The 20,830-nt window shown below is 64.7% G+C and carries 21 protein-coding genes; 7 read left to right on the forward strand and 14 right to left on the reverse strand.

What is annotated here, in order from left to right; translation table 11 throughout:
* Position 1: 1 nt before the first annotated feature.
* Positions 2-1,564: a glycerol-3-phosphate dehydrogenase gene (locus tag QX094_RS06795; protein ID WP_316187691.1), complete on the reverse strand. Its 1,563-nt coding sequence runs from the start codon at positions 1,562-1,564 to the stop codon at positions 2-4.
* A 130-nt stretch (positions 1,565-1,694) separates the two neighbouring features.
* Complete coding sequence (locus QX094_RS06800) at positions 1,695-4,400, reverse strand: EAL domain-containing protein (protein WP_316187692.1); 2,706 nt, start codon at positions 4,398-4,400, stop codon at positions 1,695-1,697.
* Positions 4,401-4,611: 211 nt separating this feature from the next.
* Between QX094_RS06800 and QX094_RS06805 the strand changes: the two genes are divergently transcribed.
* The gene (locus tag QX094_RS06805) at positions 4,612-5,715 is read left to right on the forward strand and encodes an NAD(P)/FAD-dependent oxidoreductase (protein WP_316175047.1); all 1,104 of its coding nucleotides are present in this window, start codon (positions 4,612-4,614) and stop codon (positions 5,713-5,715) included.
* A 183-nt stretch (positions 5,716-5,898) separates the two neighbouring features.
* On the opposite strand, the gene QX094_RS06810 is transcribed toward QX094_RS06805, so the two are convergent.
* Complete coding sequence (locus QX094_RS06810) at positions 5,899-6,084, reverse strand: YdcH family protein (protein ID WP_315717551.1); 186 nt, start codon at positions 6,082-6,084, stop codon at positions 5,899-5,901.
* Positions 6,085-6,374: 290 nt separating this feature from the next.
* Between QX094_RS06810 and QX094_RS06815 the strand changes: the two genes are divergently transcribed.
* The 3 genes from QX094_RS06815 to QX094_RS06825 all read left to right on the forward strand — a co-directional run bounded on the left by QX094_RS06815 (position 6,375) and on the right by QX094_RS06825 (position 7,272).
* The gene (locus QX094_RS06815) at positions 6,375-6,581 is read left to right on the forward strand and encodes a YdcH family protein (protein WP_009028242.1); all 207 of its coding nucleotides are present in this window, start codon (positions 6,375-6,377) and stop codon (positions 6,579-6,581) included.
* A gap of 147 nt (positions 6,582-6,728) precedes the next feature.
* Entirely contained in the window at positions 6,729-6,941 is a 213-nt protein-coding gene (locus QX094_RS06820) for a hypothetical protein (protein WP_316187693.1), read from the forward strand.
* 79 nt (positions 6,942-7,020) lie between these two features.
* Positions 7,021-7,272 (forward strand): hypothetical protein, encoded by a 252-nt coding sequence (locus tag QX094_RS06825; protein ID WP_316171496.1) that lies wholly within the window; start codon positions 7,021-7,023, stop codon positions 7,270-7,272.
* A 44-nt stretch (positions 7,273-7,316) separates the two neighbouring features.
* Here QX094_RS06825 and QX094_RS06830 read toward each other — a convergent pair whose 3' ends face one another.
* Positions 7,317-8,078: a GGDEF domain-containing protein gene (locus tag QX094_RS06830; RefSeq protein WP_316187694.1), complete on the reverse strand. Its 762-nt coding sequence runs from the start codon at positions 8,076-8,078 to the stop codon at positions 7,317-7,319.
* A gap of 87 nt (positions 8,079-8,165) precedes the next feature.
* On the opposite strand from QX094_RS06830, the gene purE reads away from it, so the two are divergent.
* The 3 genes from purE to rpsU all read left to right on the forward strand — a co-directional run bounded on the left by purE (position 8,166) and on the right by rpsU (position 10,229).
* On the forward strand, positions 8,166-8,654 hold the full coding sequence (purE, locus tag QX094_RS06835) for a 5-(carboxyamino)imidazole ribonucleotide mutase (RefSeq protein ID WP_315717555.1): 489 nt from the start codon (positions 8,166-8,168) through the stop codon (positions 8,652-8,654).
* The gene (locus QX094_RS06840; protein ID WP_315753912.1) at positions 8,651-9,760 is read left to right on the forward strand and encodes a 5-(carboxyamino)imidazole ribonucleotide synthase; all 1,110 of its coding nucleotides are present in this window, start codon (positions 8,651-8,653) and stop codon (positions 9,758-9,760) included. The genes purE and QX094_RS06840 overlap by 4 nt, the downstream gene beginning before the upstream one ends.
* Positions 9,761-9,926: 166 nt before the next feature.
* Complete coding sequence (rpsU, locus tag QX094_RS06845; RefSeq protein WP_315717557.1) at positions 9,927-10,229, forward strand: 30S ribosomal protein S21; 303 nt, start codon at positions 9,927-9,929, stop codon at positions 10,227-10,229.
* 223 nt (positions 10,230-10,452) lie between these two features.
* Here rpsU and QX094_RS06850 read toward each other — a convergent pair whose 3' ends face one another.
* The 10 genes from QX094_RS06850 to QX094_RS06895 all read right to left on the reverse strand — a co-directional run bounded on the left by QX094_RS06850 (position 10,453) and on the right by QX094_RS06895 (position 20,739).
* On the reverse strand, positions 10,453-11,361 hold the full coding sequence (locus QX094_RS06850; RefSeq protein WP_316186044.1) for a hypothetical protein: 909 nt from the start codon (positions 11,359-11,361) through the stop codon (positions 10,453-10,455).
* A 223-nt stretch (positions 11,362-11,584) separates the two neighbouring features.
* A complete protein-coding gene (locus tag QX094_RS06855; protein WP_315717559.1) occupies positions 11,585-11,869 on the reverse strand; it encodes a cupin domain-containing protein in 285 nt (94 codons plus the stop codon).
* Between the two features lie 15 nt (positions 11,870-11,884).
* Positions 11,885-12,982: an ionic transporter y4hA gene (locus tag QX094_RS06860; RefSeq protein ID WP_315753916.1), complete on the reverse strand. Its 1,098-nt coding sequence runs from the start codon at positions 12,980-12,982 to the stop codon at positions 11,885-11,887.
* Positions 12,983-13,097: 115 nt separating this feature from the next.
* Positions 13,098-14,435, reverse strand: a complete 1,338-nt coding sequence (locus QX094_RS06865) for a sodium:proton antiporter (RefSeq protein ID WP_316186099.1) — start codon at positions 14,433-14,435, stop codon at positions 13,098-13,100.
* 103 nt (positions 14,436-14,538) lie between these two features.
* Positions 14,539-15,339, reverse strand: coding sequence for an alpha/beta hydrolase (locus QX094_RS06870; RefSeq protein ID WP_316186043.1), 801 nt, complete (start codon positions 15,337-15,339; stop codon positions 14,539-14,541).
* A gap of 18 nt (positions 15,340-15,357) precedes the next feature.
* Positions 15,358-16,755 (reverse strand): NAD(P)(+) transhydrogenase (Re/Si-specific) subunit beta, encoded by a 1,398-nt coding sequence (locus QX094_RS06875; protein ID WP_316186042.1) that lies wholly within the window; start codon positions 16,753-16,755, stop codon positions 15,358-15,360.
* 45 nt (positions 16,756-16,800) lie between these two features.
* Complete coding sequence (locus QX094_RS06880; protein WP_315717563.1) at positions 16,801-17,118, reverse strand: proton-translocating transhydrogenase family protein; 318 nt, start codon at positions 17,116-17,118, stop codon at positions 16,801-16,803.
* A gap of 11 nt (positions 17,119-17,129) precedes the next feature.
* Positions 17,130-18,257 carry a Re/Si-specific NAD(P)(+) transhydrogenase subunit alpha gene (locus QX094_RS06885; RefSeq protein WP_315717564.1) on the reverse strand — a complete coding sequence of 376 codons (1,128 nt, stop codon included), beginning with the start codon at positions 18,255-18,257 and terminating at the stop codon, positions 17,130-17,132.
* A gap of 140 nt (positions 18,258-18,397) precedes the next feature.
* A complete protein-coding gene (locus tag QX094_RS06890) occupies positions 18,398-18,550 on the reverse strand; it encodes an aa3-type cytochrome c oxidase subunit IV (RefSeq protein WP_316175050.1) in 153 nt (50 codons plus the stop codon).
* A gap of 206 nt (positions 18,551-18,756) precedes the next feature.
* A complete protein-coding gene (locus QX094_RS06895; RefSeq protein WP_316186041.1) occupies positions 18,757-20,739 on the reverse strand; it encodes a M3 family oligoendopeptidase in 1,983 nt (660 codons plus the stop codon).
* Positions 20,740-20,830 lie beyond the last annotated feature (91 nt).

Genomic DNA, 20,830 nt, shown 5'->3' on the forward strand with positions numbered 1-20,830 from the left:
GCTAGCCGCCCATGGATTGCAGCTCAACCGCACAGGCCCGACTATCCCCGCTCGCGTCATCGGCCTGCGGCGAGCCCCGGCCACAGGCGACCGTCGCCATGAACGCGGCGAGCGCATCGCGTTCGGCAGCGGGAAGCGTCAGGCCCAGCTTGGTCCGCCGCCACAGCACGTCGTCGGGAAACCGCGCCCATTCGCGCGTCATGAGGTAGCGGACCTCCGCCTCGGTCAGCTTCGGCCCGAACGCCTGTCCGAGATCGGCCCGGCATCTCGCCCCGCCGAGGATCTCCGCCAGCCGGGTGCCATAGGCGCCGACCAGCCGCCGGGCCTCGGCTTCGCCGAGAAAGCGCCAGCGCTCCCGTGCGTCGTCGACGAGATCCTCGAACCGATCCCAGGCGAAATCGCCACCCGGAAGCGGCGCGCTCGCAGTCCAGCGCGGCGACATCGGGTAGAAGCGCGCAAGCCGCGAGACCGCCCGCTCGGCCCGGTGCCGGGCTGTCGTGACATCGCCGCCGCACATGGTCAGGAGCGGCGCCTTGGCGGGCTCCTTGGCGCGGCCGGCATCAAGGCTCACGATCGTTTCCAATCCCCCGCTGTCGGCGGCACGCAGCACCATCATGTTGGCGCCGGACACGCTCCGGACCACATCCGCGGGCTGGACGTCCGAGCGGAAATAGCGGTTCGCCGCCTTGCAGAGATAGGCCACGTCTGCCGCCGGCACCGCCACCACGGCTGGGTCGCCCTTGAAGCCGTGGGCCACCGTGCCGATCAGGGTGAAATCTTGCTCGTAGGGCTGGGCAAAGATCAGCCTTCCATCCGAATTCTGAAACACGTAGACCGCTTCGACATCGAACAGCCGCGGCACGATGATCTGGCTGACCTGCCGCGCGGTGACCCGCGGCGGCGGCTGACGCAGCACGGTTTCCGCCGTCGAGACGCTCCACGCGCCGGTTGCGTTGGCGAGCGCGCGCGAGGTGACGATGCGGCGATGGCCGCGGTCGATGATGGCGAGCCGCCATAGATGGTCGCGGTCGGCTCGCACACAGCGGGCGCCGGTGCGGATCTCGGCGCCGCGCTCGGCGGCATCCATCGCGGTCAGGACCACCAGGCGGGAATCGTCGACCACGCAGTCGGAATAGTCGAACGCCGTCCCGATCGGACGCTTCAGGGCATCGCCGATCGGATGATGCGTGACGTCGAGCGTCGACGCGGCCGGCAGCCGGTTGCGCGCGGCGAGGCGGTCGTAGAGCCAGAGCCCTGCGCGCAACTGCCATGGCGGCCGCTCATTGGCGTGAGCCGGAATCGCAAAGCGGATCGGCCGCACCAGATGCGGCGCGACCGTGAGCCAGACGTCGCGCTCGGCGAGCGCGCGGCGCACGCGCAGAAAGCCGCGGCGCTCCAGCGCCGCGAGGTCCCCATGCACCAGCCGCGACGTGGCCGACGAGGCGGCACCACCGAGATCGCCCTGCTCGACCAGGATCACGCGCAAGCCGCGGCCGGCCGCATCGCGTGCCAGGCTGACGCCGTTCAGACCGCCGCCGATGATCGCAAGATCGTAGTCCGCCATACGCAAGGTCTTCGAGCGTGCCAGGGCGAATGATCGTAGACCGGCGGAAGTGATTCTCGTAGCGGCCGAGCTGTCGTGCGCGCGGATAAATTCGCGCTGTTGCGCAACAGCCTCTGACCGGAGTGCCTGGTCAGCCCGTCTTGCGAACGGACGCGACGTCGTCGTCGTGAGCGCGACCGACAATGCCGTCGTATTTGTTGATCGGCAGGGGCTTGCCGAGCAGATAGCCCTGAACCGAGTCGCAGCCCTGCTCGGCGAGGAAGCCAAGCTGCTCGGGCGTCTCGACGCCTTCCGCCACGATCGACATGTTCATGCCGTGACCCAGACCGATGACCGCACGAATGATCGCCGCCGATTGCGGATTGCGACCGATATTCATGACGAAGGCGCGGTCGATCTTGATCTTGTCGAACGGGAACGCCTGCAGGTAGCTCAGCGACGAGTAGCCGCTGCCGAAATCGTCCATTGAGACGCGAACGCCGAGCGCCTTCAGCCGGCGCAGCAGCGCGACACCGCGATCGAAATCCTCGATCAGCACACCCTCGGTGATCTCGAGCTCGAGCCTGCCGGGCGCGAGCCCCGTCTCGATCAGGATCGAGTGGACCAGCGCAACGAGGTCGCCATGGACGAACTGGGCCGGGGACAGGTTGACCGCGACCTGCAGCGGCTTCGGCCACGACGCCGCCTCGCGGCAGGCCTCGCGCAGGATCCACTCGCCCATCTCGACGATGAGGCCGCTCTCTTCCGCGAGCGGAATGAAGTCGCTCGGCGGCACGAAACCCCGGACCGGGTGCTGCCAGCGCGCCAGCGCCTCGAAGCCGATGATCTCGCTGGCGTCGACCGTGCGGCCCGAGACGGCCTGCGGCTGGAAGTACAGCGACAGTTCGCCATGCTTGATCGCGACAGACAGCTCCTGATGCAGAACGCGGCGGTCGCGAATCTGCTGATCCATTTCAGGCTCGTAGAAGGTGATGCTGCCGCGCGATTTGGCCTTGGCGCGGAACAGAGCGGCACCCGCATTGGCGAGCAGCGACGCCGGATCCGAACCATTGTGCGGGAACACCGAGATGCCCGTCGTCAGCGCGGTGCGGATCGACTTGCCGTAGATCTGGAAGTCCACCGCGATCGCTTTCGCCAATTGCTCGGCCAGCGCCCTGCCCGTTTCCGGCTGCTTGCCGTCGATGATCAGCCCGAACTCATCGCCGGAGAGACGCGCAACCACCCCGCCGCGGGCAACGGCGTGGACGCGGCGGGCGACCTCGATCAACAGCTTGTCGCCGATGGCGTGGCCGAAGACGTCGTTGACGTCCTTCAGGCCCTTGAGATCGACGTTCAGGACCGCGAACTCCTCGTCCGTATCCGCACAGGCCTCGATCATCTGGCTCAGGGCCTGCAGGAACGCGGCGCGGTTCGGCAGATCGGTCAGGCCGTCGTGATAGGCCATGTGCGCCATCCGCGATTCGGTCTGGCGCCGGTCGGTGACGTCCTCATAGGTCTTGATCAGATATTGCGGCTCGCCGGTCTCGCCCAGCACGGTTGCCCGCCGGGTCAGGAACAGCCGCAGGCCGTCCTTGGTCGAGATCGGATGTTCCTCGGTCAGAAGGCCGCGCTTCTTGATGGCGGCTTCGTCGCGCGCCGTGATCAGTCTGGCCTCGCGCGGATTGAAGATGTCGGCGGTGGTCAGGCCCGTGGCGTCCTCGCGCTTGCGGTTGAGGATGATCTCGGCGCTGCGGTTGGCGAGCAGATAGCGGCCGTCGCTGACGCTCTCGACGATGAGCGAAACCGGAATGTTGTCGACGACCAGTTCCAGGAACTTCTTGCTGTTCTCCAGCTCGCGGCTCAGCGATCGCCGCTCCGTGGCATCGTCGAACAGCGCGATGAGGAATTGCGGTTCGTTCTTGTCGTTGCGTGCAACGACCCGGTGGGCGTCCAGGATGCGCTTCTCGTCACCGCGTTGAACCACGAGTTCGCTGCAATAGGTGGTGCCGGGCGCCAGCATCGCTTCGCGATCGGCAGCCGCGATGGCGGCCGCGGTCTCCTCGCCGAACAGGTCGCTCGGGCACCGTCCGATGATCTGATCCCGCGGCACCTGCGCGAACTGCTCGAACGCCCGGTTGGCGAAGATGTAGCGACCGTCCTCGATGTTCTTGGCGGCGACGCAGACGGGAACCTGATCGACCACCGATTCCAGGAACTGCTTGGTCGAGGCGAGCTCGCGCTCCAGCCGGTGCTGCACCGTACAGTCTTCATGGATGCCGATCGATCCTCCGGTGGGAAGACGGAAAATCTGGGCACGCACCACACGTCCGTCGGGCAGTTCGGTCAGGCACCCATCCGGTGCCCGCGCCTGGCGCGCATAGTCCTCGACCGTCAGATTGAGCAGGCCACGCTGCCGCCGCAACTCGACCAGATCCCGGCCGGTGCAACCGGGCGGAATGTCGGCCCGGCTCATGCCGTAGATCTCGAGAAAGCGATGGTTGTAGAAGACGACGCGGTTGGCGGCGTCCGTCAGCATCAGCCCCTGGCTCAGATTGTTGAGCGCGGAGCTGATGAAAACATTGCGCCGCAGTTGTGCTCGCTTGGCGCGCCGCAAGGCCGAATGGATCCAGATCACGACCGACGCGAGGAAGGCGCAGACGACAACGCCGGCGATCAACACCTTCCAGAGCACGTCCGGCTCGATGGTGGCCAGGTAGCCGGAGGGCGAGAAATCGGAGGAAGCGGCCCAGGCTCGGGTCGGCGCAGCCGCCCACGCTGCCATGGCGGCCACCGAGGCCGCAACGACACGCGCAGAAAACGCGTTTCGGTCGCTCGCCTGCCAATTCTTGCCAGCCATCAATCACCCGCGGTATTCGGCGACAGTATCTGGCTTCACCTATTGGGATCGGGTAAACGGGTTCTGCAAACTTCGAAAAAGACGAAGCAAATTTGGTCAATGGCGCCTTATGATGAATGGTTTGCTAAGGGCCCTCGCACTCCGGACCGAGGTTCCGCCCACCAGGGATTGCAGCGAGTCATGACTTCTCCCAATCGTCTCAGGACTATGCATGGATAGAGTGGATTGCGTCGTCGTTGGCGCCGGCGTCGTCGGACTTGCCGTCGCACGTCAATTGGCGCGGGCCGGACGCGAGGTCATCGTTCTCGAGGCGGCCGAGGGTATCGGAACCGTCACTTCGTCTCGCAACAGCGAAGTGATCCACGCCGGCATCTACTACAAGGCCGGGAGCCTGATGGCCCGCTTCTGCGTGGCCGGCAAACGCCTACTTTACCGCTATTGCGACGACCATGGCGTGCCCTACCGCAATTGCGGGAAGCTGATCGTTGCGACCAATCCGGCCGAGACCGAGAAGCTGCAGGGCATCCGCGCGCACGCCGAAGCCAATGGTGTCGAAGGTATGCGGCTGCTATCCGGAACCGAAGCGCTGGCGCTGGAGCCGGCCCTGGCCTGCCAGGCCGCGCTGCTGTCGCCGTCCACCGGCATCCTCGACAGCCATGCCTTCATGCTGTCGCTGCGCGGCGAGATCGAGGATGCCGGCGGTGCCTTCGCCTTCCACACGCCGTTGCTGCGGGCCAAGGCGACCGGGGGATCAATCGAGGTCGATGCGGGCGGCGCGCAACCGATGAGGCTGAGCTGCCGGCTGCTGGTGAACGCCGCCGGCCTCGACGCGCCGAAGCTGGCGCGGCTGATCGACGGCATGCCGTCGTCGCTGGTGCCGACGGCCTATCTCGCCAAGGGCAACTATTTCAGCTGCAGCGCCCGGGCACCGTTCAGCCGGCTCATCTACCCGGTGCCGGAACCAGGCGGTCTCGGCGTGCACCTCACGCTCGACATGGCAGGCCAAGCCAGATTCGGCCCCGACGTCGAGTGGATCGACCGGATCGACTATACGGTCGATCCGGCGCGCGCCGAGCGCTTCTACCCGGCGATCCGCAAGTATTGGCCGTCGCTGCCGGATGGGGCGCTGATGCCGAGCTATTCCGGTATCAGGCCGAAGATCGTACCGCCGGCCGTGGCGTCGCAGGATTTCGTCATTCAGGGCCCGCGCGATCACGGGGTGCCCGGACTCATCAATCTGTTCGGAATTGAATCGCCTGGATTGACGTCATCGCTCGCGATTGCGGCTCACGTCTGCGATCTCGCCTCGAGCTGAAGACCCCAGATATCGCGATGAACGGCGTGTCGCGATAGATGCGCCGGCAGACAACGCAGGCAGATGCGTCCGCGTCATCGTATATCGCAACTAATTTGATTGGAGTTGCGTCTGGGATGGACTCGTCACCATCCCAGGCGCACGGTCTTACGATCAGATGGTACGGCGGATGATGGTCACATGTCAGTGAAGTGTTTCGCTGGTTACCTGTCTCAAGCGCTCGATCTCATCCTTCACCATCAGTTTGCGTCGCTTCAGTTCGACAATTCGCAGGTCGTCCGTCGATGGATGCAGGAGAGCTTGATGCAATTCGTTTTCAAGAACTTTATGCTTACGCTCCAGTTCAACGAGATGCGCCTGAATGGCCATTCGAAACCTCCTCGGTAGGTGAACCTGAGATTCGACCAGGGCTAATGAGTGTACACAAGTCGCTTGACCTGTCGATGGGGCCAAAAGACCGCACATGCAAATTTGAGCGCCGTGTGTAACGAAGCGTGAGCAGATCCGGACGAATCTAAAGCCGGCGCCAACCCGAAATTCACGGGACAGCTGCACCGATCTCGAGGAGTGCGACTTGCTTATCAGCTTCGCAGGCGCAATATTTGCGCCCGCCTTCGCAAGGCTTTCCACTTCCTTCCGCTTTTTTGCTATCATAGATCATGGCTGACCAAGACGAGCGCGAACTGCAGGCCGAACTCGCGCGCCTGCAGCAGGAGCACCGCGATCTCGACGCGGCGATCGACGCTTTGCATCAATCGCCCGCCCCCGATTTGTTGCGGCTGCAACGACTGAAGAAGCGGAAGCTTCTGCTACGCGATCGGATCGCCTTCATCGAAGACCAGATCACGCCCGACATCATCGCCTGAGGCGAAGCGTCAGCACGGCTGACCGTATGCACACAAGCAATACGCAACAGCGGTGCAGGATTTGCCGAAGCGCCTTGACAATAAGAACAAAAAGAGAACAATGGGACCAGTCCCTCGTAACTCCTGACGACAACAAGGATGGTTGTGATGCCCGCCTCCTTCTCCCCACAGGATCGCCTCTATGAACAGGCCTGTGACCAAGCCATCGCGATGTGCGACGGCAATCTGCGCTCCACGATCAAGGCGCTGATCATGGCGAACGAGTATCTCGAGCTGGAGCTGCAGGAGATGCGGGCGGCAATCTCCTGCGGCTGCATGCCCAACACCATTTCGGACGATGCGCAGAACAATGCGGCCTGAGCCCTAGGCCGTCGAGGCTCTCCGGACGTTTGCCACCGCGCTCGCTCGCAGCTTCGACGAAGGCCGGGAGGTGCGTGCAATGCCTGACATCACCTATTACGTCGCCATGCCGTTCAGACGGGACGAGGCAGGGATGCTGGTCGCAGGCGCGGCCGAGGAATGCCAGAGCTCGTCCGCAGCGCTGCGTCGTGCCGAAGCGATGTCGCGCTTGCCGGACAACATCGGCGCCATTGCCTTCAGCCGCAGCGGAGATCCCTTGCTGGGGGAATTCTGCGACGCCCGGCTGCTGCACAAGTTCGGCGAGTTGCCCGACGATCTCGGCGAGTTGTGAGCGCCGTGCACAGCTCTGTCATCGGAGCGGACGGCCCACGAGCGTCACCGCTGGTCGCCCGACAGGGCCGTGCCGTGCGCGGGGCTCTCGTACCTCCGCTGGGCCTTGCGCATATACATCGCACGGTCGGCTTCCTCCAACGCACGTACTGGGTTGACGCGCTTGTCGAGAAGGGCAATCCCGGCCGACGCGCCGGCACGCACGGTCTGATCGCCGAAGGTGAAGGTCAGGCTGTCGATGGCCTGTTCCAGCTCCGTCGCCTTGGCATGTGCGTCCGCCGCGCTGAGGTGCCAGAGCAGCACGCCGAACTCGTCGCCGCCGAGCCGACCGATCACGTCGGAGGATCGGACATGCTCGCCGAGGACACGCGCAACCGCCTTCAGGACCTCATCACCGGCGGCATGGCCGAAAGTATCATTGATTGGCTTCAGCCGATCGACGTCCAGCACGACAAGAGCACCGGTCGCGTCGTAGCGCTTGATGAAGGCGATGGAACGATGGAGTTCGCGGGCGAAGCCGCGACGATTAAAGATGTCGAGCAGGAAATCGCGCTCAGCGGAGGCCGTCAGCTCGGCGATCCGGGCCTGTGCTGTCGCCAACTCGGCCTTGAGGCGTCGGATCGTGTGCCGCGCGCCTGCCGGTACGGAACCGGGTTCAGGAGCCCGCGCGCGCCGCGAAGGCCGATGACGGTAGCGGGTTCTTCGCTTCCCGGCTCGCCACGCGGCCGCCATGCGCTTCTTTTTCATCGGACACCTGCCGCGCCATCGTTTGGGCTTGCCGGGCTTGACCAAGACAGGATAGTCCATTCGGACCTCCATGCCATGGCTTGCCGCTGTCAGGACCGATCCTATACTCCGGCCCATGCTGATGGATTCCCGAGAAGAATTGAGGTCATGACCGCCCCGATCGCCATCATCATGGGAAGCCAGTCGGACTGGGATACCATGCGCCATACCGCCGAGACGCTTGACGCCCTGGGCGTGAGCTACGACGCCCGGATCGTCTCGGCGCACCGCACCCCGGACCGGCTGTATGCTTTCGCCAAGGGTGCCAAGGCGGCGGGCTACAAGGTCGTGATCGCCGGTGCCGGCGGCGCCGCCCATCTGCCGGGTATGACGGCCTCGCTTACGGAACTGCCCGTGTTCGGCGTTCCCGTCGAGTCGAAGGCGCTGTCGGGGGTCGATTCGCTGTATTCCATCGTCCAGATGCCGGCCGGAATTCCGGTCGGAACGCTCGCCATCGGCAAATCCGGCGCCATTAACGCAGCGCTGCTGGCGGCCAGCGTGCTCGCTCTCTCGGACTCCGCGCTCGCCAGCCGTCTGTCGGCTTGGCGGCAGGCGCAGACCAATGCGATCGCCGAACGTCCGGAGGGCACGGCGTGACCGACTCCAATCGGGTGAAGCTCAAGCCCGGCGACACCATCGGTATTCTCGGCGGCGGCCAGCTCGGCCGCATGCTGGCGCTTGCTGCGGCGCGGCTCGGGCTGCGCTGCCAGGTGTTCTCGCCGGACCCGGACTCCCCCGCCTTCGACGTCGTGCTGAACGCAACCTGCGCCGAATATGCCGACGTCGAGGCGCTCGAGCTGTTCGCCAATGATGTCGACGTCGTCACCTACGAGTTCGAAAACGTCCCCTCGGCTGCGGCCATGGTGCTGGCGGCCAGACGCCCGGTGCTGCCGCGGCGTTCGGCGCTCGAGACCACCCAGGATCGCCTCACCGAGAAGGATTTCGTCACCTCGCTGGGCATCGGCACCGCGCCCTATGCGGATGTGTCCTCGGTCGCCACCTTGCGCGAAGCTGCGTTCCGGATCGGCTTACCGGCCGTGCTGAAGACGCGGCGATTTGGCTATGACGGCAAGGGTCAGATCAAGATCCAACAGGGTGACGATCTCGAGCGGATCTGGGCCGAGCTCGGCACCAAATCGGCCATCCTCGAAGCGTTCGTTCCGTTCGAGCGCGAGATCTCGGTCGTGGCGGCCCGAGCGGCCGACGGTCAGGTCGAGTGCTTCGACGTGACCGAGAACGAGCATCGCGATCACATCCTGAAGGTGTCGCGGGCGCCGGCGCGTATCCCTGATGCGCTCGCCGACGAGGCCAGGGACATTGCCAGCCGGATCGCCACCGCCCTCGACTACGTCGGGGTGCTGGCCGTGGAGATGTTCGTGGTGTCGGACGGACCCACTCCAGGCGTCCTGGTCAACGAAATTGCCCCGCGGGTGCATAATTCCGGCCACTGGACCCTCGATGGCGCCTCGATTTCCCAATTCGAACAGCACATCCGGGCGATCGCCGGTTGGCCACTCGGCAAGCCGCTGCGCCACGGTCACGTCACGATGACGAACCTGATCGGGGACGAGATCGACAGCTACGAGCAGTGGCTCACGGTTCCTGGCGCCACCGTGCATCTCTACGGCAAGGGCGCCGCTCGTCCGGGCCGCAAGATGGGGCATGTGACCCAGGTCTCGCCACTGCCGCCGAGGCAGGGCTGAAATAAACCGCTCCGGCGAGGTTAAACTTGCGGTCAAGAGCCCGTCAGCGGGTGGACAGCGAGGATGTCCTCTGATACACGGGCGCGCTCAAGGTCAAGGGCGCGGCCATCTGCCAGCCCTGGCTTCACCAGATTTCAAACCGATAGACTGAGAAAGAGGATGCCGCGTGCAGGTTCTCGTTCGCGATAACAATGTCGATCAAGCCCTCAAGGCGCTCAAGAAGAAGATGCAGCGTGAGGGCATTTTCCGCGAGATGAAGCTTCGCGGCCATTACGAGAAGCCGTCCGAGAAGAAAGCCCGCGAGAAGGCCGAAGCCGTGCGTCGTGCGCGCAAGCTGGCCCGCAAGAAGTTGCAGCGTGAAGGCCTGCTGCCGATGAAGCCGAAGCCGGTGTTCGGCGCTGGCCCCGGCGGCGACCGTGGTGCTGGTCGTGGTCCGGGTGCAGGTGCCCGTCCCAGCGCGCCGCGCTGATCTGGCCAGATTGATCTGACGTCGTCTGAAGCGCGGGCCTTTGGCTCGCGTTTTTGTTTTGGGCGCCTCTCTTTGATTTCACGCCTCCTGCCATCCGGCGACCGGGGTCAATCCGGGTTGCGCCGCCACTCCTCGCATCGCTGCAGAGTTCGCCACTCCAAAGAAAAAGCGGCAGACCGCCCGGGCCCACCGCCTCGATCACGTCGGCGAACGATTCGGTCAGCTATTTCGGCAACACCGAGTGGAACACCGATTTGGCTGCGGACATCATGTCCTGCGCCACGTTGGACATCTGGTCCTTGATCGATGGATCAGTCCTGTCGGCGCGCAGGTCGAGCGGACGCAACTGCTGGACAGGGATCTCCGCCGGAGGCGTCGGGCGCCCGTCCGGCTGCAATGATCCCGTGTAGGGCGGGCTCGAGGCCGACGGCAAGGCAAAGCCCTGCTCGACCGGTGGCGCAGACACCGTCACGGGCGGCGGCAGCGGACGGACCGGCGACACCGGTGGCGCGACGGTCGCGATGCGCGGCGCCTCGCCAGCGCCCCGGGGTGCGTCGCTCGACGGCTTCTCGACAGCCGTCTTGCCGGTACCTTCGCTCGCGCGCAACCGCTCGATCGCCGCGCGGGCGAGATCAGCGGCATCCCGGCGATCTTCCTGCTGGGTCGCTGGGGCCTCGGCCGGAGTACCGCGCGCAATCAGCTTTTCCCGCGGCGACGCGGGATGGCGCGAGGCCTGCGGATCGGCCGGGAGGCTCGCCGTTTCGGCCGGCTTCACTTCGACTGCCTTCTCTGCAGCCTTGTCGGCCAGCGACTTCTCGGACACGCCCTTGGCCTTGATGCCGGGAGCGGGAATGCTCGAGATCTCGTTCGACGTTTCCGCCGGCTTGGCGTCAGACTTGGGATCGGCCTTCGCTTCCAGCTTGGCAGGGTCGGTCCCCTTGCCCGTGGATTTCGGAGCGTCGCTCTTTGAGCCGGTGAGCTTGGCGTAGGCAGCCGACGCCACCGACGCCACGGTCGATGGCGGCGAGTCCGGCTTGGTGTTGATGTAGTGATTGACGATGTAGGCCCCGATGATGGTGGCAACCACCGACGGGATGATCTCCATGGCGAACTTTGTGAGATATTTCAGCATGCTGACCACTCCCGCGCGGTATTTGCGGGAACTTTGAGGCACAATTAAGGGACCATCCCACACCTTCCGAAGCTCGCAGACTGCACTCCGCGCAGACGCGACCGCCGAAAAGTCGATTCCTGAAATCCTTTGAAACCGGAGCCAGCAATCCGAGGGTGTTGCCACAGCTTCCGGATCGCCGGCTCAAGATACCACAATCAGCGGCATCCCGGTAAACAATTGGTTACGGCTTCAATTCAACTTCGAGGAAAACGATCTCGGAACCGGTCTCGTTCAGCACATCGTGTTCGACACCGGCCTTTCGGAAATAGGATTTGCCGACCGCGAGCTGCGCCTTCGAGCGCTCGCCGGACGGCGCCACGATCGTCATCTCGCCCGCGGTGACCGGCACGATCACGTAATCCATCTCATGAACGTGGCGCCCCGTGGCACTGCCGGGCAATAGCCGCCACTCCGTGACGCGGACTTCGGGCGTATCGACCTGGACGTCGGACTGAGCGCTGAGCATGGGGGATCTCTTGAATCAGGGAACGAAGAGCAGGAACACGAATATCGCGAACACCACCATGTGCACCAGCCCGAACAGGATGTTCGTCCGTCCGGTGCCGAAGGTCAGCATGCTCAGGACGAAGGTCAGGACCAGCAGCACTGTTCCCTGCGGGTCCAGCCCGAGGACGAGCTGCTTGTCGAGCACATGGGCGGCGACCGCCACTGCCGGGATGGTCAGCCCTATGGTGGCGAGCGAGGAGCCAAGCGCGAGATTGATGCTCTTCTGAAGGTCGTTGGCGCGGGCGGCCGAGAGGGCGGCGACACTCTCCGGCAGCAGGATCAACAGCGCCACCAGCACGCCTGCGACCGCCTGCGGCGCCCCCGTTGCGGCAACGCCGGCGTCGACCACCAGCGAGAACTTCTTGGCAAGCAGGACCACGGCGAGCAGAGCGACCAGCAGCAGCCCGACACTGAGCAACAGCTTCGCACGCGGCAGCCGGACATCGTCATCGGCGAACCCAGCCGAGCCGCCGACGAAATAATCCCGATGGCGGGTGGTCTGCGTATACAGGAACACCGCGTAGAGCAGGATCGTCACGACGCTGACGAAGGCGATCTGCACGGCAGAATACACCGGACCAGGCGAGGTCAAGGTATAATTCGGCAGCACCAGTGTGATGGTTGCCATCGTGAACAGTACGCTGAGATACAGATTGGCACCGGAGACCAGCACGTCCTGCTCGCGATAGCGCAGACCGCCGATGAAGATGCAGATGCCGGCCAGGCCGTTGCACACGATCATGACGACCGCGAACACGGTGTCGCGGGCCAGCGCGGGCGCAGCCTTGTCGCCGAGCATGATGGTGGCGATCAGCGCCACCTCGATCACCGTCACCGCCAGGGTCAGGAGCAGCGTGCCGAACGGCTCGCCGATCTCATGCGCGATCACCTCGGCATGGTGCACGGCCGCGAACACCGTGCCGAACAGGATCACCAGCAGCACCGCGGCGAAGACCACGCCGGCGGCCGAAGGCGTGAAGTCATAATGCGTCGCCGTGACGATCGCGACGAGCGCGACCGCCAGGCCGGGAAAGATCACCGATGATGCGGGCGTTGCGCCCTTCACGCTCATGATTCGCGTCCTTCGATCCGTTCTGTCCGACTATGCGCGACCGCGAGGCGATCGTCACGCGGTCCGGCCGTGACAGGGTCAACCAGGACGGTCTCTGAAAGTGCCGTCGATCAGGTCAATGCGGGCTGAGCAGCGGATGGATCGGAAGCACGGTCAGCAGCACGAACAGCGGAATGAGGACGGCACCTGCCCGCAGCATGTAGCCGAAGAAACTCGGCATCTTGATGCCGCGCTCATTGGCGATCGCTGCGACCATGAAGTTCGGCGCATTTCCGATATAGGTCAGCGCGCCCATGTAGACTGCGCCCATCGAGATCGCCGCCAGCGTTCCCGAGAGCTCGCCCATCAGCACCTTGGGATCGCCGCCCGCCAATTCGAAGAACAAGAGATAGGTCGGGGCATTGTCGAGGAAGGCCGACATCAGCCCGGTGAACCAGAAATAGGCGACCTCCCGCGGCGCGCCGGCGGGTGTCGTCACGGCATCCAAGAGCCAGCCGAAAGAGCCACTGCGCCCCGCATTCAGCATGGCGATGACCGGGACGATCGCGGTGAAGATCGCCGCGAACAGTTTGGCTACCTCTCGAATCGGCTCCCAGTTGAACCCGTTCGCCTCGCGGTGCTCGTCCGGCGTCAGCCACAGCGACAGTCCGGCGATCGCCACGAGGACGGCATCGCGCACGAGGTTCTGAAGCTCGACATGCGTGCCGACGACGTCGAAGGAGATGCCCGGCTTCCAGGTCGCCGATAGCAGCGTATTGGCAACGATCGCGGCGATCAAAACGACATTGATGAGGCCGCGAATGCGCACCGGCTCCCTTGTTACGGACGCTTGCGACGCAAGCTTCTCCGCGCGGAAGCGCCACCAGTCGGTAGCGGCAAAGACGATGAGCAGCAATCCGGCGACGATCGCGGTCTGCAGCCAGAGATGTTGCGTCGTCCAGAAGAAGTCGACACCACGCAGAAAGCCGACGAACAGCGGTGGATCGCCGAGCGGGCTCAGTGCACCACCGACATTGGCGGCCAGAATGATGAAGAAGATCAGCACATGCACATTATGCGGCCGGCTCAGATTGGCGCGGATCAGGGGGCGCACCAGGATCATCGCGGCGCCCGTCGTGCCGACGACGCTCGCGATGATCGTGCCGAGGGCCAGGATGGCCGTATTTGTCGCAGGTGTACCTCTGATGTCGCCGGTCACCAGGATGCCGCCGGCCACCGTATAGAGAGCGAACAGCAGCACGATGAAGCTGAGATACTCGGCGAGCAGTGCGTGGACGAAGGCGGCGAGCGCCGTGCCGAGCCCTGCATTCCAGGTCAACGCCGCCAACGTCACCAAGGCCCATGCCGCGGCGATCTTTCCGTAGTGATGATGCCAGAACCTGGCAAACAGCAGCGGCCCGAGCGCAATCGACAACAGCAGTCCCGCGAACGGCAGCGCGAACGGCCAGGTCATCGCGGAGCCGTTCAGCCCGGCCGCATGCGCCTGCACTGGCAGGCTCGCAAAGACAAGGAGCAGGATGGTCCCGCGCAGGGCCGGCCACCGCGATCCACGGACGTTACGGATTGTCGATGAAGCTCTTTGCCGTCTCAGTCGCACCAAAAAGATCCAGGTCGTTATGTCCGCCGTCGGGAAACCGTACGAAGCGCTTTGGGTCATGCGCAAGTGCGAACAATCGTTCCCCGAAGCGGATCGAAATCGCCGGATCCCGTTCGCCGTGCATGATCAACAGCGGCACATGCACATTGGCGATGCGCTGGTCGGAATGGAAGCGGTCGAGCATCAGCAGGCTGACCGGGACGACCCTGAGCATCGCGGAGGCGACGTCCACGGTCGACGTATAAGGGGCTTCGAGGATCAACTTGGAGATCGGATGCTCCGCCGCGATGGCGGTGGCGACACCGCTGCCGAGGGAAAAGCCCCAGGCGACGATCCGTCCCGCCTCGTAGCGCTCTGTCGTGAACGCATAGGCGACTGCGGCATCTTGCAGCAGCCCGGGCTCACTGGGACTGCCGCTGGACCCCGCATAGCCGCGATAGGAAAGCGCAACGAGACCGGTGCCGTCGGCCGTGAGCGTCTTTAAGCGCGACGCCACGCCGGCAAGAAAATCGCCATTGCCCGGGAAGTACAGAACGACCTTGCGGCCAGGCTTCGCCGGCACATGCCAGACGATGACCCGCTCGCCATCGGCCGAGGTCAGCACATGCTCCTCAGCCTGAGGAAACCCGGCTGCAGCCGGTGCCGTGCGGCCCACCGGCGGAATGGGAAACAGCATCGCACGCTGGCGGACGAACAGGGCCGCAAGCACGATGCCGTAGACCGCCGCCACGACGATCAGGAGCCATTTCAGAAACGTCATGGCTCCCGACGCCGTGGGCTACATGCCCTTGACGATGTTCTCGGTCATCTTCTTGGCGTCGCCGAGCAGCATCATCGTGTTGTCGCGGTAGAACAGCGGATTGTCGATGCCGGCATAGCCCGAGGCGAGCGAGCGCTTGATGAACATCACGGTGCCGGCCTTCCAGACTTGCAGCACCGGCATGCCGTAGATCGGCGAGGACTTGTCCTCCTCGGCCGCCGGATTGGTGACGTCGTTGGCGCCGATCACGAAGGCGACGTCGGCCTGGGCGAATTCCGAGTTGATGTCCTCGAGCTCGAACACCTCGTCGTAGGGAACGTTGGCTTCGGCGAGCAGCACGTTCATGTGGCCGGGCATGCGGCCCGCGACCGGATGAATCGCGTATTTCACCTCGACACCTTCCTTCTTCAGCGTGTCGGCCATCTCGCGCAGCGCGTGCTGCGCCTGGGCGACCGCCATGCCGTAGCCGGGGACGATGATGACCTTGGAGGCGTTCTTCATGATGAAGGCGGCGTCGTCGGCCGAGCCGAGCTTGGCCGGCTTCTGCTCGCCTGTCGCCCCGCCGGCCGCTGCGGTCTCGCCACCGAAGCCGCCGAGGATAACCGAGATGAAGGACCGGTTCATCGCGTGGCACATGATGTAGGACAGGATCGCACCGGACGAGCCGACCAGCGCGCCGGTGATGATCAGCGCCGAATTGCCGAGCGTGAAGCCGATGCCCGCGGCCGCCCAGCCGGAGTAGGAGTTCAGCATCGAGATCACGACCGGCATGTCGGCGCCGCCGATCGGGATGATCATGAGCACGCCGAGCGCCAGCGCCAGCAGCGTGACCATCAGGAAGTCGAAGCCGCCGCCGGTCATCACCAGGCGGATCACGAAGAAGACGAGCGCGACCGCGAGCGCAATGTTGATGATGTGGCGCGCCGGCAGGATGATCGGTGCACCGCTCATCCGCGCGGACAGCTTGAGGAAGGCGATGACCGAGCCGGTGAAAGTCAGCGCGCCGATGGCGACGCCGAGCGACATTTCGACCAGGCTCTGCGGATGGATGTTGCCGGGCGTGCCGATGTCGAAGGCTTCCGGCGCGAAGAACGCGCCGGCGGCGACCAGCACCGCGGCCATGCCGACCAGCGAATGGAACGCCGCCACGAGCTCGGGCATCGACGTCATCGGCACCCGGCGCGCAATCACCGCACCGATACCGCCGCCGATCGCAACGCCGAGGATGACGAGCACCCAGGCGATCGCATCCGCCGGTGGATGCCCGGCCAGGGTGGTGGCGACCGCAATCGCCATGCCGGCCATGCCGAAGAAGTTGCCTTGCCGGCTGGAGGCCGGGCTCGACAGCCCGCGAAGAGACAGGATGAACAGCACACCTGCCACGAGATAAAGGAGTGCCGACAGATTGGCGTTCATTGCAGATGCCCCGTTGTGCCTGTCATCCCGCGTCGTGCGGCGTTGTTACCTGGACTTCTTCTTGTACATCGCCAGCATGCGCTGGGTGACGAGGAAGCCGCCGAAGATGTTCACGCAGGCGAAGATCAGCGCGACGAAGCCGAACGCTCGCGCCAGACCGCTGCCGCTCGAGAGCATGGGAACGCCGACCGCCAGCAGCGCGCCGACCACGATCACCGAGGAGATCGCATTGGTCACCGACATCAGCGGCGTGTGCAGGGCCGGCGTCACCGACCACACCACGAAATAGCCGACGAAAACCGCCAGCACGAAGATCGACAGCCGGAAAACGAAGGGGTCGACGGCTTGGACGACATGTTCCATGGCTCTGCTCCTTAGGCCTTCGGCTGGAAGTTCGGGTGGACGATGGCGCCATCCTTTGTCAAAGCCGTGGCCTTGACCAGCTCATCGTCCCAGTTGACCGCCAGTGTCTTTTCCTTCTTGTCGATCATCGTCTCGATGAAGGAGAACAGGTTGCGGGCGTACAGGCCGGAGGCGGACGCTGCGACCCGGCCGGCGAGATTGGGGTAGCCGATGATCTTGACGCCGTCGATCTCGACAGTCTCGCCGAGCTTGACGCCCTCGACATTGCCGCCGCGCTCGACCGCGAGGTCGACCAGCACCGAGCCCGGGCGCATCGACTTCACCATCTCCATGGTGACGAGGCGCGGCGCCGGACGGCCGGGGATCAGCGCGGTGGTGATGATGACGTCCTGCTTCTTGATGTGTTCCGCCGTCAGCGCCGCCTGCTTGGCCTGGTACTCCTTGGACATCTCCTTGGCGTAGCCACCGGCCGTCTGCGCGTTCTTGAACTCCTCGTCCTCGACCGCCAGGAATTTGGCGCCGAGGCTCTCCACCTGCTCCTTGGTGGCGGGGCGCACGTCGGTGGCGGAGACCATGGCGCCGAGCCGGCGCGCGGTTGCGATTGCCTGCAGGCCGGCGACGCCGACGCCCATCACGAAGACCTTGGTCGCCGGCACGGTGCCGGCCGCAGTCATCATCATCGGGAAGGCGCGACCGAACGCCTCGGCGCCCTCGATCACGGCGCGGTAGCCGGCGAGGTTCGCCTGGCTCGACAGCACGTCCATCACCTGGGCGCGGGTGATGCGCGGCATCAGTTCCATCGCGAACGAGGCAATGCCGGCATCGGCCATCGCCTTGAGCGCGGTATCGTTGCCGTAGGGATCCATGATCGCGAACACCAAGGCGCCACGCCGGTAGTTGGCAAGCTCGGAGGCTTCCGGCCGCTTCACCTTGATGATGATGTCGGCGTCCTTGAGCGCATCGGCGCTCACGGTTGCGCCCGCCGCCGTGAACTCCGAATCCGGCAGGCCGGATTTGATGCCGGCGCCGGGCTCGACCGCGATCTCGGCACCCAACGCCTTGAACTTCTTCACCGTGTCGGGAGAGGCGGCGACCCGCGGCTCCAACGGGTCGATTTCCTTGGCGACGGCAATCTTCATGAGGCCTCCGGCGCGAATGCGCGCGCGAGCTTTAAGAGGGCGGGACGTCCATGGGCTACAGCGTGACGCCTGGTCAGCAATCGGCTTCGGCAGTCAGCTGAAGGCCCGCCAGCGGGGATGCCGGCGGGCCAATCGCGACATTAAGCGAGGAAAATAGCCATCAAGATGACGATGAGAGCGACGCTGATCGTGCCGTACTTCACCAGCCTGATGAAGCCCTCGTAGGTGGCCTCATGCGCCAGATAGTCGTTGCCGTCAGCCGTCGAGTAGGCGATCTCGCCATGGTTTGCCATCGGGGTCCCCCAGAGAAAATATGCTTTGTTAAGGTCGCATACCCCAAAGCCGATGCAAGGGCAACGGCTGGCATGCAAGGCAGTTTTATCACCTTTTCCGATCGCCCTATTGGCAAGGCCAATTATCACGGATCCAGCGCGTCAGGCTGGTCTCGCTGACCTCGCCGGCGCGCCTCTTCGACCCGTTCAACACATGTTATACGCCCCTACCCCATCCGCTCCAGCTCGTCGATCATCCCGGCGATGACCGAGAGACCACCGTCCCAGAACCTGGGGTCCTTGGCGTCCAGGCCGAACGGGGCGAGCAGCTCCGAATAGTGCTTGGTGCCGCCGGCCGCGAGCATCGCCAGATAGCGCTCGGCGAACCCCTCGGCGGCATGCTCGTAGACGGCGTAGAGCGAGTTCACGAGGCAGTCCCCGAAGGCATAGGCGTAGACGTAGAACGGCGAATGGATGAAGTGCGGGATGTACATCCAGAAGTTCTCGTAACCCGGCTTGATCTCGATCGCCTCGCCGAGGCTCTCGGTCTGCACCGACAGCCAGATCTGTCCCAGCCGCTCCGCGGTCAGCTCGCCGTTCTTGCGCTCGGTGTGGACAGCACGCTCGAACGAATAGAACGCGATCTGCCGCACCACCGTGTTGATCATGTCCTCGACCTTGCCGGCGAGCAGCGCCTGGCGCTGCCTCGCGTCCTTGGTCTCGGACAGCAGGCGCCTGAAGGTCAGCATCTCGCCGAACACGCTCGCGGTCTCGGCCAGCGTCAGCGGCGTCGGCGCCATCAGCGCACCGTTCTTCGCTGCCAGCACCTGGTGCACGCCATGACCGAGCTCATGCGCGAGCGTCATGACGTCGCGCGGCTTGCCCTGGTAGTTCATCAGCACGTAGGGATGCGCCGAGGGCGTGGTCGGATGCGAGAACGCGCCCGGCGCCTTGCCCGGCCGCACCGGCGCATCGATCCAGCTCTGGTCGAAGAAGCGCTGGGCGATGTCGGCCATCTCGGGCGAGAAGCCGCGATACGCCGTCAGCACCATGTTCTTGGCCTCGGGCCAGGCGATGGTGGCATTGGCGGCGAAAGGCAGCGGCGCGTTGCGGTCCCAATGCGCGAGCTTCTTCTTTTTGAACCAGCGCGCCTTGAGCTGATAGTAGCGATGCGACAGCTTCGGATAGGCCGCGCGCACCGAGGCCACCAGCGCATCGACCACCTCGCGCTCGACGCGATTGTTGAGATGGCGCGAATCCGCAACGTCCTGGAAGCCGCGCCAGCGGTCGGAGATGTCCTTGTCCTTGGCGAGCGTATTGGTGATCAGCGCGAACGTTCGCTCATTGGCCTTGAAGGTCTTGGCCAGCGCCTCGGCGGCGGCCTTCCGCTTGGCGCCGTCACGGTCCTGCAGGAAATTCAGCGTCGGCTCGATCGCGAGCTCCTTGCCACCGACTGGAAACCGTAGACCGGCGATGGTCTGGTCGAACAGCCGGTTCCAAGCCGAATAGCCGGTCTGCGACTTCTCGTGGAACAGCTGCTCCACGCGATCCTCGAGCTGATACGGCTTGTCCTTGCGCAGATCCTCGATCCACGGCCGGTAGTGACCGAGCGCGGGCGTCTCCATCGCGCGCGCGATCACGGCGTCGTCGATGCGGTTGAGCTCGAGCGGAAAGAACAGCAGATGCGTCGACGCGGCCGTCAGGCGCTCCGAGATGTCCCCGTAGAATTTCGAGATCGCGGGATCGACGCTGTCGCCGGCATGCGCGAGACCCGCGAAGGAGCCGAGCCGTCCGGCGAGGTCGTCGATGGCCTCGTAGCGCCGCACGGCTTCTGCGAGCCATTCGCCACCGTCTTCGCGCGCCACATGCTCGGCAAGCTTGCCCTTGTAGTCGGTCTCAAACGCGACGCATTCGGCATCCATCTTCGCGAGATCGTGAGCGATCTCCGGCGCGTCGATGCCCATATAAAGATCGCCGAGATTCCATTCGGGCAGCGTCCCGATCCCCGTCTTGGCCGCGACCACCTTCTTCGCCGGCTTTGCAGACGATTTGGCCGTCGCGCCACGCTTGGTCTTGGCGGCTGCCTGCTTCGACGGAGTCTTGACGACGGACTTCTTGGCCGGCCTGGCCTTGGCAGTCTTTGACGCGGTTTTGGGCGGAGGAGCAGCTTTGGTCGGCTTGCGAAGGGCAGAAGAGGCGCGCGAGGTCATCGGATGGGTAACCTGTTGTTCGAACGTTTATCCCGATCAGCGAGGTTTAAGGTTGCGTTAATCGGCGTCGGCGAGAGTGCCCCGATTCGAG

It is taken from the genome of Bradyrhizobium sp. SZCCHNS1050, assembly GCF_032484785.1.
In the GTDB taxonomy this organism is placed as follows: Bacteria; Pseudomonadota; Alphaproteobacteria; order Rhizobiales; family Xanthobacteraceae; genus Bradyrhizobium.